This window comes from Clostridium oryzae (genome assembly GCF_002029235.1).
Classification (GTDB): Bacteria; Bacillota; Clostridia; order Clostridiales; family Clostridiaceae; genus Clostridium_AE; species Clostridium_AE oryzae.
On the sequence record NZ_MZGV01000016.1, the window covers coordinates 72,399 to 86,253 of the forward strand.

15 protein-coding genes and 1 pseudogene are annotated in these 13,855 nt (G+C 32.0%); 11 read left to right on the forward strand and 5 right to left on the reverse strand.

Annotated elements, in window-relative coordinates:
- Window positions 1-46: 46 nt before the first annotated feature.
- A complete protein-coding gene (locus CLORY_RS09535; RefSeq protein WP_079423646.1) occupies window positions 47-1,243 on the reverse strand; it encodes a S8 family serine peptidase in 1,197 nt (398 codons plus the stop codon).
- A 148-nt stretch (window positions 1,244-1,391) separates the two neighbouring features.
- Here CLORY_RS09535 and CLORY_RS09540 point away from each other — a divergent pair, with 148 nt between their 5' ends.
- Window positions 1,392-1,583: an FmdB family zinc ribbon protein gene (locus CLORY_RS09540; RefSeq protein WP_079423647.1), complete on the forward strand. Its 192-nt coding sequence runs from the start codon at window positions 1,392-1,394 to the stop codon at window positions 1,581-1,583.
- A gap of 7 nt (window positions 1,584-1,590) precedes the next feature.
- Here the strand turns inward: CLORY_RS09540 and CLORY_RS09545 are convergent, their stop codons facing one another.
- From CLORY_RS09545 to CLORY_RS09555, 3 genes are all read right to left on the reverse strand, one after another.
- Window positions 1,591-2,022: a DMT family transporter gene (locus CLORY_RS09545; protein ID WP_079423649.1), complete on the reverse strand. Its 432-nt coding sequence runs from the start codon at window positions 2,020-2,022 to the stop codon at window positions 1,591-1,593.
- Window positions 2,023-2,106: 84 nt separating this feature from the next.
- Complete coding sequence (locus CLORY_RS09550) at window positions 2,107-2,592, reverse strand: dUTP diphosphatase (protein ID WP_079423650.1); 486 nt, start codon at window positions 2,590-2,592, stop codon at window positions 2,107-2,109.
- Window positions 2,593-2,985: 393 nt separating this feature from the next.
- On the reverse strand, window positions 2,986-3,534 hold the full coding sequence (locus CLORY_RS09555; protein WP_079423652.1) for a 2'-5' RNA ligase family protein: 549 nt from the start codon (window positions 3,532-3,534) through the stop codon (window positions 2,986-2,988).
- Window positions 3,535-3,892: 358 nt separating this feature from the next.
- Here CLORY_RS09555 and CLORY_RS09560 point away from each other — a divergent pair, with 358 nt between their 5' ends.
- Genes CLORY_RS09560 through CLORY_RS09575 form a run of 4 tightly spaced genes read left to right on the forward strand, consistent with a single transcriptional unit; the run spans window position 3,893 to window position 7,115 of the window.
- The gene (locus CLORY_RS09560; protein WP_079423654.1) at window positions 3,893-5,149 is read left to right on the forward strand and encodes a UDP-N-acetylglucosamine 1-carboxyvinyltransferase; all 1,257 of its coding nucleotides are present in this window, start codon (window positions 3,893-3,895) and stop codon (window positions 5,147-5,149) included.
- Window positions 5,150-5,201: 52 nt separating this feature from the next.
- A complete protein-coding gene (locus CLORY_RS09565; RefSeq protein WP_079423656.1) occupies window positions 5,202-5,987 on the forward strand; it encodes an MBL fold metallo-hydrolase in 786 nt (261 codons plus the stop codon).
- A gap of 32 nt (window positions 5,988-6,019) precedes the next feature.
- Window positions 6,020-6,577 carry a GerMN domain-containing protein gene (locus tag CLORY_RS09570; protein WP_079423680.1) on the forward strand — a complete coding sequence of 186 codons (558 nt, stop codon included), beginning with the start codon at window positions 6,020-6,022 and terminating at the stop codon, window positions 6,575-6,577.
- A gap of 34 nt (window positions 6,578-6,611) precedes the next feature.
- Entirely contained in the window at window positions 6,612-7,115 is a 504-nt protein-coding gene (locus tag CLORY_RS09575) for an SEC-C metal-binding domain-containing protein (protein WP_079423658.1), read from the forward strand.
- A gap of 234 nt (window positions 7,116-7,349) precedes the next feature.
- On the opposite strand, the gene CLORY_RS09580 is transcribed toward CLORY_RS09575, so the two are convergent.
- Entirely contained in the window at window positions 7,350-8,294 is a 945-nt protein-coding gene (locus CLORY_RS09580; protein ID WP_079423660.1) for a 3D domain-containing protein, read from the reverse strand.
- A gap of 742 nt (window positions 8,295-9,036) precedes the next feature.
- Between CLORY_RS09580 and rlmH the strand changes: the two genes are divergently transcribed.
- The 6 genes and pseudogenes from rlmH to CLORY_RS09605 all read left to right on the forward strand — a co-directional run bounded on the left by rlmH (window position 9,037) and on the right by CLORY_RS09605 (window position 13,454).
- On the forward strand, window positions 9,037-9,516 hold the full coding sequence (rlmH, locus tag CLORY_RS09585) for a 23S rRNA (pseudouridine(1915)-N(3))-methyltransferase RlmH (RefSeq protein WP_079423662.1): 480 nt from the start codon (window positions 9,037-9,039) through the stop codon (window positions 9,514-9,516).
- A 147-nt stretch (window positions 9,517-9,663) separates the two neighbouring features.
- Window positions 9,664-9,828, forward strand: a complete 165-nt coding sequence (locus CLORY_RS23035) for a hypothetical protein (RefSeq protein WP_139376009.1) — start codon at window positions 9,664-9,666, stop codon at window positions 9,826-9,828.
- 1 nt (window position 9,829) lies between these two features.
- A pseudogene (locus CLORY_RS09590) lies at window positions 9,830-10,346 on the forward strand (ATPase).
- Between the two features lie 88 nt (window positions 10,347-10,434).
- Window positions 10,435-10,743, forward strand: coding sequence for an MGMT family protein (locus CLORY_RS09595; RefSeq protein WP_079423664.1), 309 nt, complete (start codon window positions 10,435-10,437; stop codon window positions 10,741-10,743).
- Window positions 10,744-11,130: 387 nt separating this feature from the next.
- Window positions 11,131-11,679, forward strand: coding sequence for a hypothetical protein (locus CLORY_RS09600; protein WP_079423666.1), 549 nt, complete (start codon window positions 11,131-11,133; stop codon window positions 11,677-11,679).
- Window positions 11,680-11,921: 242 nt separating this feature from the next.
- Window positions 11,922-13,454 (forward strand): M3 family metallopeptidase, encoded by a 1,533-nt coding sequence (locus CLORY_RS09605; protein ID WP_079423668.1) that lies wholly within the window; start codon window positions 11,922-11,924, stop codon window positions 13,452-13,454.
- Window positions 13,455-13,855 lie beyond the last annotated feature (401 nt).

Below are 13,855 nucleotides of genomic sequence, written 5' to 3' on the forward strand. Positions count from 1 at the left end.
CATTCATTCTTAACGCCTCATTCCTCATTCTTAATTGATTACAGTCCTATTGAGGAAACAATTTATCTATATCTATTTTTCCATTGCCTTGAACTGCTGTTGGTAAGTCAAGGCTAGTACAGGATAATTTCAATAGAGATAATATATCTTTGAACCTTAATTTACTATTTTCCGATATAAGACAGGCACATAAACCGCTTATGAACGCTGCAGAGCATGAGGTACCCGTGTACACAGTGTAAGGTTTGGTGAGTTTTGGAGGAAAAAGCCTTACTCCATTCCTTTGAGAAACGTACGATGTATTACTGTTTAACGAACAAATATCCACACAAGCTGCACATAGATTTGGTTTATGCACTTTAGAAACAGGACCCTGTGATGAATATAAGTAAGGGCTGGCAGCAGCTGTAGTATCAATACCTGATACTGTTATACAATTTTCTAATATAGCTATACCACGTATAGAACCTTCCATATTTCCTCTAGAACCTGAGGGGACTATAGGAATTATATTTTTATCTATAAATTTCTGAAAGTATATATCAAAATAATGGAGTACATTAGGAGAAATATCAAGCAATTCAAACGGCAGACATGCAACTTTGATGTTATAGTTTTCTGCATCTTCCAATATCCTTTCAAAACCTGAAAAAATGTCAGAAATGAAGCCGCGTCCAAGTGAATTGAACGCCTTAATTGCATATAGATGGCTGCCAGGGGCAATGCCTTTATACATATCATTCGAGGAAATGCCGCTGCCGCATATTATTCCAGCCATAAATGTACCGTGACCATTATCATCATAAGGATAGCTATAATTGTTTATTAGATCTATAAAATTCTTAATCTTTTTATTAGGAAGCTGCAAATCTTCATGAGGATACACTCCGCTGTCTATGAGGGCCACTCCAATATCTTTTCCAGAGGAATATTTCTTTCCGCGAAAATTTATAGAGTTTGCAGCATGTACGCTTGAACCGCATAAAAAAGCATAGCTGTCTAAGAATATACCCTCAATTTCTGGATACTCTACCAGCTTTTCAAGGTAAGGTGAAGATATTATGGCACAGATCATATTTATAGATGGAAGCATGCTCATAACAATTCCTTTATGAGAAGTTATCCTTTTACAAACACTATCCAAAAGAGAGCTGCACTTAATATTCACTCTGTATTTTTTATATATATTATTGTTTAAACAGTATTTCAGATTTGAATCAAATTTGTTTCTAATAAAAAACATAGCAACCCCTTATAGTATATAAAGAATTATCCATATAATATATGAATCACTTGATAAATATTAGAACAAGTTGTATGATTTTAATGTAATTTCACTATTAAGGTTTCTAACTATATTTATAAATCATGGATTGAAAGGATGAACACATATGCCATTAATTGATTATAAATGTCGCAAATGCAGCAATGAGTTTTTTGAACTTGTAAAAGATGCTTCGGAAAAAAGAAACTGTCCTAAATGTGGAAGTGAGGATACCGAAAGAGTATATAAGGGAAAGTTTTATGGAAAGAATGGCGGAGGCTGCAACGGAAGTTGTTCAGGCTGTTCGGGATGCCACTAAGACGCGGCTAACATTTATATTTAAAGACGACAATTCCAATAATCATTATTATAACTCCAATAATCTTTTGAATACCAAAGGTTACTTTATCTGAATCAAATAAACCAAAGGCATCAATAAGTGCAGCGGCTGTAAGCTGTGCTATAAGTATAACTGATACAGCGCAGGTTGGACTGAGCTGTCTTATTGATTTCATAACAGTAAATGTTATTATCACTCCTAAAATACCACCTGTTAAATAAAGTTTATTGGAAGCTTTAATGTTGGTAAAAGGCGGTTCTTTTACTAAGAACATTACTATAATACAAACAATAAAGGCTGTACCTTGAACAATGACATTAGTGTGCCAGTAGCCTATTTTTGAAGAAAGTCTAGTGTTGAATACACCCTGAACGCTCATGGAAATGCCAGCGATTGTTGCTAATAAGACATACAGCATTAAGATCACCTCTGATTTAAATTTATGAATTTAGTTTATCCAGAGGTAAGAAAATAATGCTGTAAATTTAAAGGGCAATTAAAATTAATATCCTACGCTTTGTCTTACGTGATTTTTAGTGTTCTTTTCTATATAACCATTTTCAATAGTGTTCTCATCAAAGCCAAGACTGTCACCTAAGCTCAGAAAATCTTCAAACAGTGTTATGTAATGGTCTGCAGAAGGACATATGAAAAAATCACTTATATCTATATACAAATTAAGAAACTGATCCGTTAGTGGAGAGTCAGATTGTTTGACTTCAACTTCTGTCTGATAAAAATCTTTCTCTAAACCTATAGATAAAATAAAATGTAAGCAGTCTACATATTCCTCTAAGATAACTTTCGACGGTGATGGAGCCTTTAAACTCCAGTATTTAAAACATCTTGTTTCGTTAGCTAGTTCTCCAATTTCAACCTGCAAGGCAAGAACTTTTTTTTGAACCAGTGATACAGATTGAAGTTTGTGTTGATTTACTATTCTCAAATCTAGTTCTTTTTGAAGGTCTAAGAGCTTTTCAAGATTCATAGCCTAAGCTTCCTTTCATTTGAAGTTTAAATTATATATAAATTGCAAGCAAATGCTATAAGCTAATTTATATATTAAAAAAACATGTTAATTTAGGAAAATTTTAATGTAGTGTGAATTGTTAAGACTTTATTATTTCACATAATATATTTTAACGAATAATAACAAAAAGTTAAAGTTAGGGTAAACGGTTACTAAAAAAAATTTTGAAATATTATTAGGTAAACCTAGTGTATATATTTACTGGAATTCAAATATATAGAATGTAATGAAAAATAATACAGAGAAGAAATATACAATTATATATTTTCTAAATAAAAAAAGTTATCATATTTCATGATAACTTTTTTGCTTACAAGGAACATCAACTAAATTTGTCCCTTTTTATTTTAACTAATATTCTTTTAAATTATATGTCTTAATAGTCATTTCTTTCTTATTATTAATAGGTTTCCAAAGTTCAATTCTGTCAATGGTAGCTAATTTATAGAAGCCATGTTTTTTTGCACGGCTGCAAGCTGAAGCGTATTCATTTTTAGACCATTCTCTGAGCGCAAAATTAGGATTTGCCAAAGAAATATGTAAATCCCAATTTGATATGGAATCTCTTACGTTGAAACCGTGAAGTTTAAGCGTCTCATTTACTTTTCGTTCTAATCTGCTGATATATCCTTTACTTTCGATTTTTAAGTTTACAGATTTGTAGGGTTCATCAAAGCATATAATATCTCTTATTTCAACCTTGAATTTTTTGTATGGATTGAATATCTTGCTTAGTATTTGATCAAGTTTATCAATGTTAGGATCACCAATAACTTCAAGCGTAATATGCAAGACCGGAAGGTTTTTGTAAAGCTTGTATTTTTTGCACATGTTTCGTTGAACGATTTCAATGTCTTTATAAGAGTTATTATCAAATAAGGCTACTAAATAATATTTCATTTCTCCCCCAATAAAAATTACAGTTAATTTGAAAGTTTACGTATATTAATTATAACATACTTTTATGAAATGGAAAACAATAAACGTAAACGGCCTATTATTCATTAAAAAATTAAGTAAATGGAGATAAATTATGTAAATTGTAAATGCAGATAATTACAGATTTTATATAAAATAAATACTTAACATTCTATCAAGTTATGCTATAATGTTATTTATAGTGAATATGATAAAATGATATTTTTATGCGTGTTGATATAACTTGCATGTTCAGTATAGAAGTATTTAAGGTTTAGAACTTATCGTTTTTAGATGAATAGATTTCTAATTTATATAGAAGGATGGATGAAATTTAGTTATGGAAAAATTAGTTATTTTTGGAGGTAACACCTTGAAGGGGTGTGTTGATATAAGCGGTGCAAAAAATGCAGCTGTTGCTATACTGCCAGCTGCTATAATGGCAAGTGAAGGAATATGTAACATAGATAATATACCTGATATAGAAGATGTACATTGTTTGGAGCGAATCATAGAGTCATTGGGATGTAAGATAAGCAGAGAAAAGAATAGTGCACGTATTGACAGCACTAATATGAATAGTGTTTGTGCTTGTACTGAGGACGTAAGAAATATGAGAGGTTCATATTATCTTATAGGTGCATTACTGGGAAGGTTTAAGGAAGCCAGAGTTGAACTTCCCGGAGGCTGTAACATAGGGGCAAGACCCGTGGACCAGCATATAAAAGGTTTTGAGGCATTAGGCGCAAAAGTTGTTATTGAGCATGGTGTAGTGAAAGCTGAAGCAGAAAAACTTATTGGTGCTAACATATTTTTTGATATAGTAAGCGTTGGTGCTACAATAAACGTAATGATGGCAGCTACACTGGCAGAAGGCACTACAATTCTTGAAAATGTAGCTAGAGAGCCTCATGTGGTAGATGTGGCAAACTTTTTAAACAGTATGGGAGCGAATATAAAGGGAGCAGGAACCGATGTTATTAGAATAACAGGCGTAGATAAACTAGTAGGCTGCAATTACAGTGTAATTCCTGATCAGATTGAAGCGGGAACTTACATGATAGCTGCAGCAGCTTGCGGGGGAGAAGTCGCTATAAAAAATGTTATTCCGAAACATTTGGAATCAATTTCAGCTAAACTTATTGAAATGGGTGCAGACATTATAGAGGGGGAAGACAGCGTAGTTGTGAAGAGCAGCGGAAGATTAAAAGCTGCTAATATAAAGACACTTCCTTATCCTGGTTTTCCAACTGATGTTCAGCAGCCTATGAGTACTCTTCTTTCTGTATCTGAAGGCAGAAGCGTAATCAATGAAAGCATATTTGAAAACAGATATAAACATCTGGATGAATTAAAGAAAATGGGTGCTGAATTTAAAGTAGAAGGCAGAATAGCCATAATAGATGGAGTTAATAAACTTACAGGAGCTATTGTGAAAGCGACAGATTTAAGAGCTGGAGCAGCAATGATTATAGCTGGACTCATAGCTGAGGGTGTCACTGAAGTACATAATGTTGAAAGTATAGACAGAGGATATCCTAAGATAGAAGATAAATTCAGAGGACTTGGTGCAGATATAAAGAGGATCACGGAATAGTATAATGTAAGAATTACATTATATATAGATAAAGTGAATTGGAGAAATATATATGAAATTTTGTTCATTGTATAGTGGTAGCAGCGGAAACAGCTCATTTGTATCTACCGAAAAGGCTAGAATACTTATTGATGCAGGATTACCTGGTAAGAAGATAGAGGAAGCATTAAAAAGCATAAACGAGAAGCCAGAAGAGATAGATGCTATATTTGTTACGCATGAGCATAGTGATCATATTAAAGGTATAGGAGTTATATCAAGAAAATATGATGTGCCTATATATGCTAATAACCGCACTTGGCAGGCTATGGCAAAAGCAATAGGTAATATTAAAGATAAAAATATCAAGGTAATGGAAAATAACTATGTAAGCATAAAAGATATGTATATTGAAAGCTATAGTACACCACATGATGCTGCAGATTCATGTGGATACGCTGTAAGCTTTGGAAATAAAAAAATATGTACTGCTACAGATTTGGGATATTTCACTGATGAGGTTAAAAAGAATATCATGGATGCAGATTTAATATTACTGGAAAGTAATCATGATATAGAAATGCTGAAATTTGGTCCGTATCCGTACGTATTAAAACGGAGGATACTTAGTGATGTCGGGCATTTATCCAATGCAGCTTGTGGTGAGGCTATAGCCGAGATCACTACAGAAAAACAGAAGAAGATAGTATTAGGACATTTAAGCCATACTAATAATTATCCAGAACTTGCCTATGCTACCGTTAAAAACATTCTAATAGAAAAAGGAATAGACATAGGGAAGGATGTTATACTTTCCATGGCTGATAGGCATAAGCCAAGCAGTTATTTCGAACTCTAATTCAGTTTTAAGGAAGTGAAAGCTTGAAGAATATGAAATCTTTTATAGCAGTTTCTTTAATTCTTATGTCGGCTGCGTCCATTAGTGCTTGTTCTAATAAAGATAATATAAGCACTAGTAATAAGGAAAAAATAGAGACTGTGAGATTGCCTCATGAGAAAAATGGATTTATAGACTTAGATATCTATTTTCCATCTGCTAAGAAAAACAGCCCAATCGATAAGGAAGAAGTACTTATTAATAAGGAAGAACTTATGGGAGAGGTTATAATAAACGAAATCATTAAGGGTCCGTCTGTGGAAAGCCACCTTAAGCCGGTTATTCCTCCAGAAACGAAATTAATGAGCTTTTCCATAAAGGATGGTATTGCTATAGTAAACTTAAGCAAAGATGCTGAAGTGAAGATGTCCTATGAAAATGAGAAGGCTTGCTTACAAAGTATTGCTAATTCACTCTCTCAACTTGAGGTAGTACATAAAGTTAAGATATTAGTACAGGGAAACGAGATAGAATCTTTAGGTGGAAATTTTAATATATCCAAACCTTTCTCGGCAAGCCAAATTGATTCTTTGAGGATAAAGAAAAAATAAAAACGTTTAAATTTTTATGAAAAGGAGAATATATATGAGTTTATATAAGGATTGGACAGATGTAGTAGTTGATTATGTAAAGAAAAATGGAGAAGATGCTTTTTGGGATGAATATTCCAAAATGGAAACAAGAATTTATTCAGAGATTTTAGCTAATCATAAAGAAGTGGTAAAGGGTTCTATAAACCAGCTATCAGAGAAATTTAATGTTTCAAAAGAGTTTTTTATGGGATTTGTAGATGGAATTAATGATAGTTTAGTAAACAGTTACGACCTTGAAGCTGTGGATGGAGACACTCAGCTTGAATTAAACATTGACCTAGAAAAATTATACTTTAATATGTTAGATGCTAAAGCTGATTACTTATATAATTTGCCTCAATGGGAGGGCATATTCTCTATGGATAAGAGAAAAGAGATACAAAAGCAGTGGAGAGCTTCAAAAACTGTTGTAAAGCAAAATAAGGTTGGCAGAAATGATCCTTGTCCATGTGGAAGCGGAAAGAAATATAAAAAGTGCTGCGGGAAAAGCGCTTAAGAATAATGTGAAAGCCGAAATTTCAATTGAAATTTCGGCTTTTTAATTTTGGACATCAACCTTAAGTTGTGTCTCATCCTTTAATTTTACAAGATGAGCTTTTAAATTAATAAAAGCTATAGGAAACATTGCATAAACTTAATTTACAAATGTAAAACTTGTGTCGTTTTAATGATTTTTTTGTGTATAAGTTTATAATTGCAGGTGTTTCCATATAAAGTTGTGTATAATCACTTACTTAAGCACATAGACTCTGATGTATTTTACACCCCAGTGGCAGGCTTCTCTATAAGAATTAAAGTAAACATCTATCTTGTTACCTCTTATAGCACTACCTGTATCAGCGGCAATTGCAAAACCATATCCCTGTATATATAGTCTTGTACCATATGGAATTATTGAAGGGTCTACAGCTATAGTGCTGTAACCGCCAGAGTTTCTTACCGCTCTTCTTCCTGAGGCAGTATAAGTACCTACACCACCCGAATATGCAGTAGCACGCATAGTAAGTACATTCCTATAAGCCATTGAAATTCCACCTCTTGAAAAAGTAGGCGTAGATGGCTTTGGAGTAGGCTTGCGGGTACCAAGAACAACTATAGTGCTCTTAGGTTTCTTCACAATCTTGTTACTTACCACCTTTGAAGAAACTTTTTTTCCGTCTTCGTAAACTATTTGAGTGACTATCTTTCTTTTACCAGCTTTGCCACGCTGTAAAATTTTTTTAACTGATCTTAGTAATTTTTTATTTTTCTTAGTAATTTTTTTATAATCGATGGATTTAGTTTTAGAAAAAGTCTTTGAGGTCACTCTCACTATTTTAATTTTAAGTCCCTCTGTAACTTTTGTTGATCTATCTGGAAAAAGTTTATCTTGCGAATTTACAGAAATGCCTTCATTCTTTAGCAATGACGCAACATCATCATCTGATGATTTTATTTCTAAGTATTTACCATCATATTCCAGGTTAACGTTTACGGCTTTTTTTATATTTATAACCTGATCATTATTTAACTTAGAATCTAGAGGAACATTTATTTTATCTTTAGTGCCTAAAGTAATTGATTTAGATGCCAATAACTCCTTTACAGAGTTTTTATAGGTCACATAATCGCTACTTTTTCCGTCTATTCGTACCGTTATGGTTTTTCGTTTTGAATAGATAGTATAAACAAGCACTAGGGATAAAAGAACTACTAAAGCTGGAATAACAGCTTTCTTTAAGCTCTCTCTTGTAAAATATTTCTTAAAGGTATTTATTTTTCTCTCCTCCCTTTCTTGGAGCGCAACTCCCTATGTTTACCGAGTTGATATTTACGTGGGTGTCTAGCTTACTTTACAGGGAAATAAAAAATGTTTTGGTACACATTTTTTTATCTTAGCCTAAAACATTAAGTGGGCACTCGTAAACATACAATAGATGATATACGTAAATTTCAATTTTGTCAAATTTATGAATTAATATTAACAAAATATACACGACTTGTTAACAAAATCTAGCCACATTTTGACGAAAAAAATCGTATTATTTTAATACGGCTAAATTTCATAAATGACGATTACTACTTTGTTTTCAGCATGCTTAAAACGTAGCTTAATATAATAATACTATAAAAGTAGAAAATTATTACAAAATAGTTACAAAACAATTTAGATCAATTGAATGGTGAACTAGTATCAAATTTATATTTGGAAAATATTCCATGGTTAAATTTATTAAATGGTGCTATTCTAATACCAGTAACATATAAGTGTCGTGAAACTTTATTTATATAAGTTCTAATAAAGTTCTTACATTGTGAATTCTAAAATATCACTGCTAAGTAGGTTCGACACTAGGATCTTTTAGGAGTCAGAATGTATTAGAACTTTAGAAACTTATATATGTTTTATTTTACTACTTGAAAAGGAAGATTGAATTTTGAATATTACACTAGTAACTGTTGGGAAAATAAAAGAAAACTATTTACGAGATGCCATAAATGAATATATGAAAAGACTTTCAAAGTATTGTAATACAAAAATAATTGAAGTACAGGATGAGAAAACTCCAGACAATGCTTCTGAAAAGGAAGAAATTCTTATAAAGCAAAAAGAAGGCAAAGCTATATTAAAGAACATCAAGGAAGATAATTATGTAATAGCCTTAGCTATAAATGGGAAACAACTTTCTTCTGAAGATTTTTCGGATTTGATTGATCAGTTAGGGATAAACGGAAAAAGCAATCTAGCATTTGTTATAGGAGGATCGCTAGGGCTTTCAGAGGAAGTACTAAAACGAGCAGATTATAAGCTTTCTTTCTCAAAAATGACATTCCCGCATCAGCTTATGAGGGTCATATTACTCGAACAGATTTATCGAGGGTTTAGGATTAAGAAGGGTGAACCGTACCATAAATGACGGAGGTTTGTTTTTTTAAAACTTTTATATAATATAGAAGTTACAAATTGAAATGAACATATATTAAGAAATAAAGCATGATATTAAAAGAATCACTTACTTATGTTATAATAAATGCATAAATAGGTTTGTTAGGAGGAATATTATATGGAAAATAAAGATAAAAACTTATATGATATTTTTTTGAGTTATTCATATAGTGATGTAATGAAACTATTTCAAAGTGCAAAAACAAAAGAAGAAAAAGATTTTTATGCAAATTTATCAAATATGATTCTTCAAAGAGAGCAAATGAGAGTTATAGGTAGATAAGATGAAAGTTTATACTATATTTGCAGGTGTAAATGGTGCTGGAAAAACCTCTATATACAAATCAATATATTATAATGAAAATAAAGATGAGAAAAGAATAAATACTGATGAGATGGTGGCGAAGATTGGGTCATGGCAAGATGATAATCTTCAAATAAAATGTGCAAGAGAAGCTATAAAGTTAATAAAGCATTATATTTTAGAAGGAGTATCATTTAATCAAGAAACTACATTGTCAGGTAAAAGTATAATTAAAAATATAAAATTCGCAAAGTAAAATGGGTTTTATGTTGTAATGAATTATATAGGTGTAGAAAATGTTGAGATACCTAAAGAAAGAGTTAGAATAAGAATTAGCCAAGGTGGACATGGAATCTCGAATGAAGCTATAGAAAGAAGATATATTGAATCATTGGTTAACCTAAATAGTGTTGTTGATATATGTGATAAGATTAATATATGATAATACAGAAATGTTAAGGATAGTGATATCAATTGAAAAAGGTAAAATAGTGTAGAAAGATAGAAAAATACCTAATTGGTTATGTAATTCTTTTAAAAGTATAACAACAGTTCTGAGTAAGGATTCATATCACAGGTGAATATATGAAAAAGATTATGGATGAACAATTAATTTATGAAATACTTTCTGTTGTGGAAGAAATCCCAGAAGGGAAAGTGGCTACCTATGGACAAATTGCCAGCCTTATTGGTAGAGACAAAAATGCACGACTTGTTGGGAAAGTTCTTAGTCAAGCAGAATTTTATGGGAGATATCCATGTCATCGTGTGGTAAATCATGCCGGAAGGTTAGCACCGGGGTGGCAAGAACAACGATTTCTGTTATTAGAAGAAGGTGTATCCTTTAAAGATGCGAATCATGTTGATATGAAGGAAAATCATTGGGACTGTTAGGATGCAGATTAAAGATGAATGAACAGAATTATTTAAATTCGATAAGCTAAAAAAGGAAGGATAATCCTCAGATGATGTGGGCCTCCTTCTTTTATTTTGTTTACTATTAGAATATAGTAGGTTTAATTTAATAAAAACTCTAATGCTAGTATGTAAATAGTCATAGAAGATTAGAGAAGACTACTAAATTCAGCACATAAGTAAAAGTAAAGACCATATGAAATAGTAGTTATCAACTTAAGGGGGAGAACGATGAGTACTGTAAAAGAAATTGTAGCTTCAGATAATATCTTTACAATAGATTGTAAAGATATTATGCTAAGTCTGTTAATAATTCAGGTTACTTAAAATCTATCCAATGTATAGGTGTGTAGGAGAGCGTTATGAATGGATACCTGTGGAAAAAGGAATGGTGTTGGCTATCAATCTTTTCTACATCAACTGACTTTTGTTGGTGAATGCCCATTTCATAAGGAACCATTACTCGTGGCTTCCTATGATGGAAACACGATACCTTACTCAATACATACCAAGAAAAATGAAGCATATAGTACAATGATAGATCAGGCAAAGATTACAGCAAAAAGATATGTTAATGTTATGGAAAGTCGCAAACTAATTGATGGCATCTGGGAGTCTATACCATCTGTATTTAGTTCAATCAGCATTAATGATTGTAGCGATATTCGTTTTTTTAATCCATGTGCAGATTCAGCTCAAAGAGCCATGACATCAGACGATACGTTACATAAATTACTTAAATCATTATTTTTTGAAAAATATCCGTCAATAAAGCCTATAGCCAGTTTCTCTAATGTAGAATGTACAACGTTTTATAAAGAATTGACTCATCGAATCGAGGATATATGCCTATCCCTAACCAGGGATTTCCACAAAGGAAGTCTTAATGGGTATTTCAGCTTTACCATAATGTGACAATATTCATCTGCATTATGTGCTACAATATAGGAATAATAATTTACATAATTAGTTATCGGGATTAAGTGAACTAAGAGACACATCAAGATTTAGGGAGTGAAAAATTATGTGTAATGATTCAAATTTTCTTTTGCGTATACCAGACTTAACTCTCATTAAGTTGATTACAATGTAGGATGTAGTAAAGATATACTGAGATTACATATAATAATAAATGATATGGAGGTGTTACATAATTTATGGAGAAATTTTCAGATTTAAAATATAAACGTCCAAATTATCAATCTCAAAATGAGAAACTATTACAATTGCAAAAGATAATGTTACAATCTCGGTCTTATGAGGAGTTACGTAATGCATGGATTGAGATGAAAGATTCCATGTATCGATTTGATTTTAATAAAGTATTTGCATATGTTAAGTATTTGTGTGGTATTGATATGGAAATTTATAGCTCTGAGGTTGAGATCTTGAATATAGAAATTCCCAAGTTGGAAGCATTACAAAATGAATGTAATCAGATTCTGTTAGATTCATCATTTTTGTCTGATTTTGAGAAAGAGTTTGGAACCCAAATTGTCAAAGTAATGCGAAGCCAGCAGATTCTTTCAAAAGGGGAAGCAAAAGAATTACAGGCTGGAGAAAACCAACTGTATAATAAGTATATTCATCTGCTTGCTTTACATGGAAGAATACCGGAAATGAATGATCAATATTATGGGATTCTTGATCGCTTGATTAAAGTGCGGACAGAAATAGCTAGCCGGCTAGGATACAGCAGCTATATTGACATGGCTTATCGAAAAAATCTTCGTTTTGATTATGGCGAAAATGATATTTCGGTATTTCGCAAGCAAATCAATAAACTATTTACCCCAGTATGTAATGAAATAAATCGTTCAAATGCAATCCAGGATGTAAATACATTGTTTGAATCTGAGACGGAATTAATGCATGCAATCCAAGAGATGTTTTCAGACATTTCGACGGAGAGTGGGAACTATATTAACGATATTATAGAGGGTGGATATTATGATTTAGCACACCGTCCAGACAAGTGTTCTGATTATTTTGGCTGTAGTATGCTAGCTCATATTAAAATGCCATTTATGATGGGCAATTACAGTAACCGAAGTTATGATGCTATTATGTTTATTCATGAATTAGGGCATGGGTATGCATTTTACACAGCTGCACGAGAACAAAAACTGTATGACTATCATCGATCTACATCTTCAATTAATGAGATACATTCAAAGACAATGGAGCATTTTGCTTACCCTTATTTAAAGAGATTTGTAGGTAATCACAAGAATCATAGCATCCGTTATCATTTGTATCGAACTATGGACAATCTCCCTTATCGATGTGCCATTGACGAATTTGAACATGCAATTTACAAGGATATCGATATATCACGAAAGAAACGATGTGAATTATGGGCAGATATTGTTCGCAGATATATGCCGTGGGTTGTGATAAATCCAGATGATATTAAGGATGGTACCTATTGGCCGAATCAATCGCATTTATTTACACATCCTTTTTACTATATTGAATATGATGTAGCACAAATGAGTGTATTTGAATTTTATGCACATTCCAAGCATAACTACCAGAAATCTTGGAATGACTACAATCGCTTATGTCAAAATGGAGGAAGTAAAGGTTATCGTGAATTGTTAATGGAGAGTAATTTGGCAAATCCTTTTTTAGAAGATAATGTGACTAAAATATGTAAACCAGTCTTGGAAGAATTCTATTCATTATAAGGATTTATCAAATTATGTTCATGTTAATTTAAATATAAACAAACCTCACTTGCTACTGATACTGTGAACCGCATCATAAATGACGTAGGATGGGAAAGAACTGATATAATAAAGCCATTGGAAAAAGAACAGGAGCGATTAATATTAAACTTAAAATTAATATTCGTAGATATGATATGGACTTGTGTGTTATAATTGTAAATATTACACAAAAATTTTCAGATTTAGATGATTAATATATAACCATTTACAATTCAAGTATCGTGTAATTAATGATAGTGTAAAGTTTGCTATGAAAAAAATTTAGAGAAAAAAAGTAGGATTGAAAAGAGAAAAAGAAGAAAAAAAGCAAGGAAAAATAGGTAGGTGAAGGAAGCCGCCACCCTTGACAGCATGACAAA

Coding starts and splice junctions, on each gene's coding strand:
- CLORY_RS09605 (WP_079423668.1), top strand. CDS start 11,922: ATGGAGAAATTTTCAGATTTAAAATATAAACGTCCAAATTATCAATCT.
- CLORY_RS09545 (WP_079423649.1), bottom strand. CDS start 2,022: ATGCTGTATGTCTTATTAGCAACAATCGCTGGCATTTCCATGAGCGTT.
- CLORY_RS09540 (WP_079423647.1), top strand. CDS start 1,392: ATGCCATTAATTGATTATAAATGTCGCAAATGCAGCAATGAGTTTTTT.
- CLORY_RS09570 (WP_079423680.1), top strand. CDS start 6,020: ATGAAATCTTTTATAGCAGTTTCTTTAATTCTTATGTCGGCTGCGTCC.
- CLORY_RS09560 (WP_079423654.1), top strand. CDS start 3,893: ATGGAAAAATTAGTTATTTTTGGAGGTAACACCTTGAAGGGGTGTGTT.
- CLORY_RS09555 (WP_079423652.1), bottom strand. CDS start 3,534: ATGAAATATTATTTAGTAGCCTTATTTGATAATAACTCTTATAAAGAC.
- CLORY_RS09575 (WP_079423658.1), top strand. CDS start 6,612: ATGAGTTTATATAAGGATTGGACAGATGTAGTAGTTGATTATGTAAAG.
- CLORY_RS09565 (WP_079423656.1), top strand. CDS start 5,202: ATGAAATTTTGTTCATTGTATAGTGGTAGCAGCGGAAACAGCTCATTT.
- CLORY_RS09595 (WP_079423664.1), top strand. CDS start 10,435: ATGAAAAAGATTATGGATGAACAATTAATTTATGAAATACTTTCTGTT.
- CLORY_RS23035 (WP_139376009.1), top strand. CDS start 9,664: ATGGAAAATAAAGATAAAAACTTATATGATATTTTTTTGAGTTATTCA.
- CLORY_RS09550 (WP_079423650.1), bottom strand. CDS start 2,592: ATGAATCTTGAAAAGCTCTTAGACCTTCAAAAAGAACTAGATTTGAGA.
- CLORY_RS09600 (WP_079423666.1), top strand. CDS start 11,131: ATGGATACCTGTGGAAAAAGGAATGGTGTTGGCTATCAATCTTTTCTA.
- CLORY_RS09535 (WP_079423646.1), bottom strand. CDS start 1,243: ATGTTTTTTATTAGAAACAAATTTGATTCAAATCTGAAATACTGTTTA.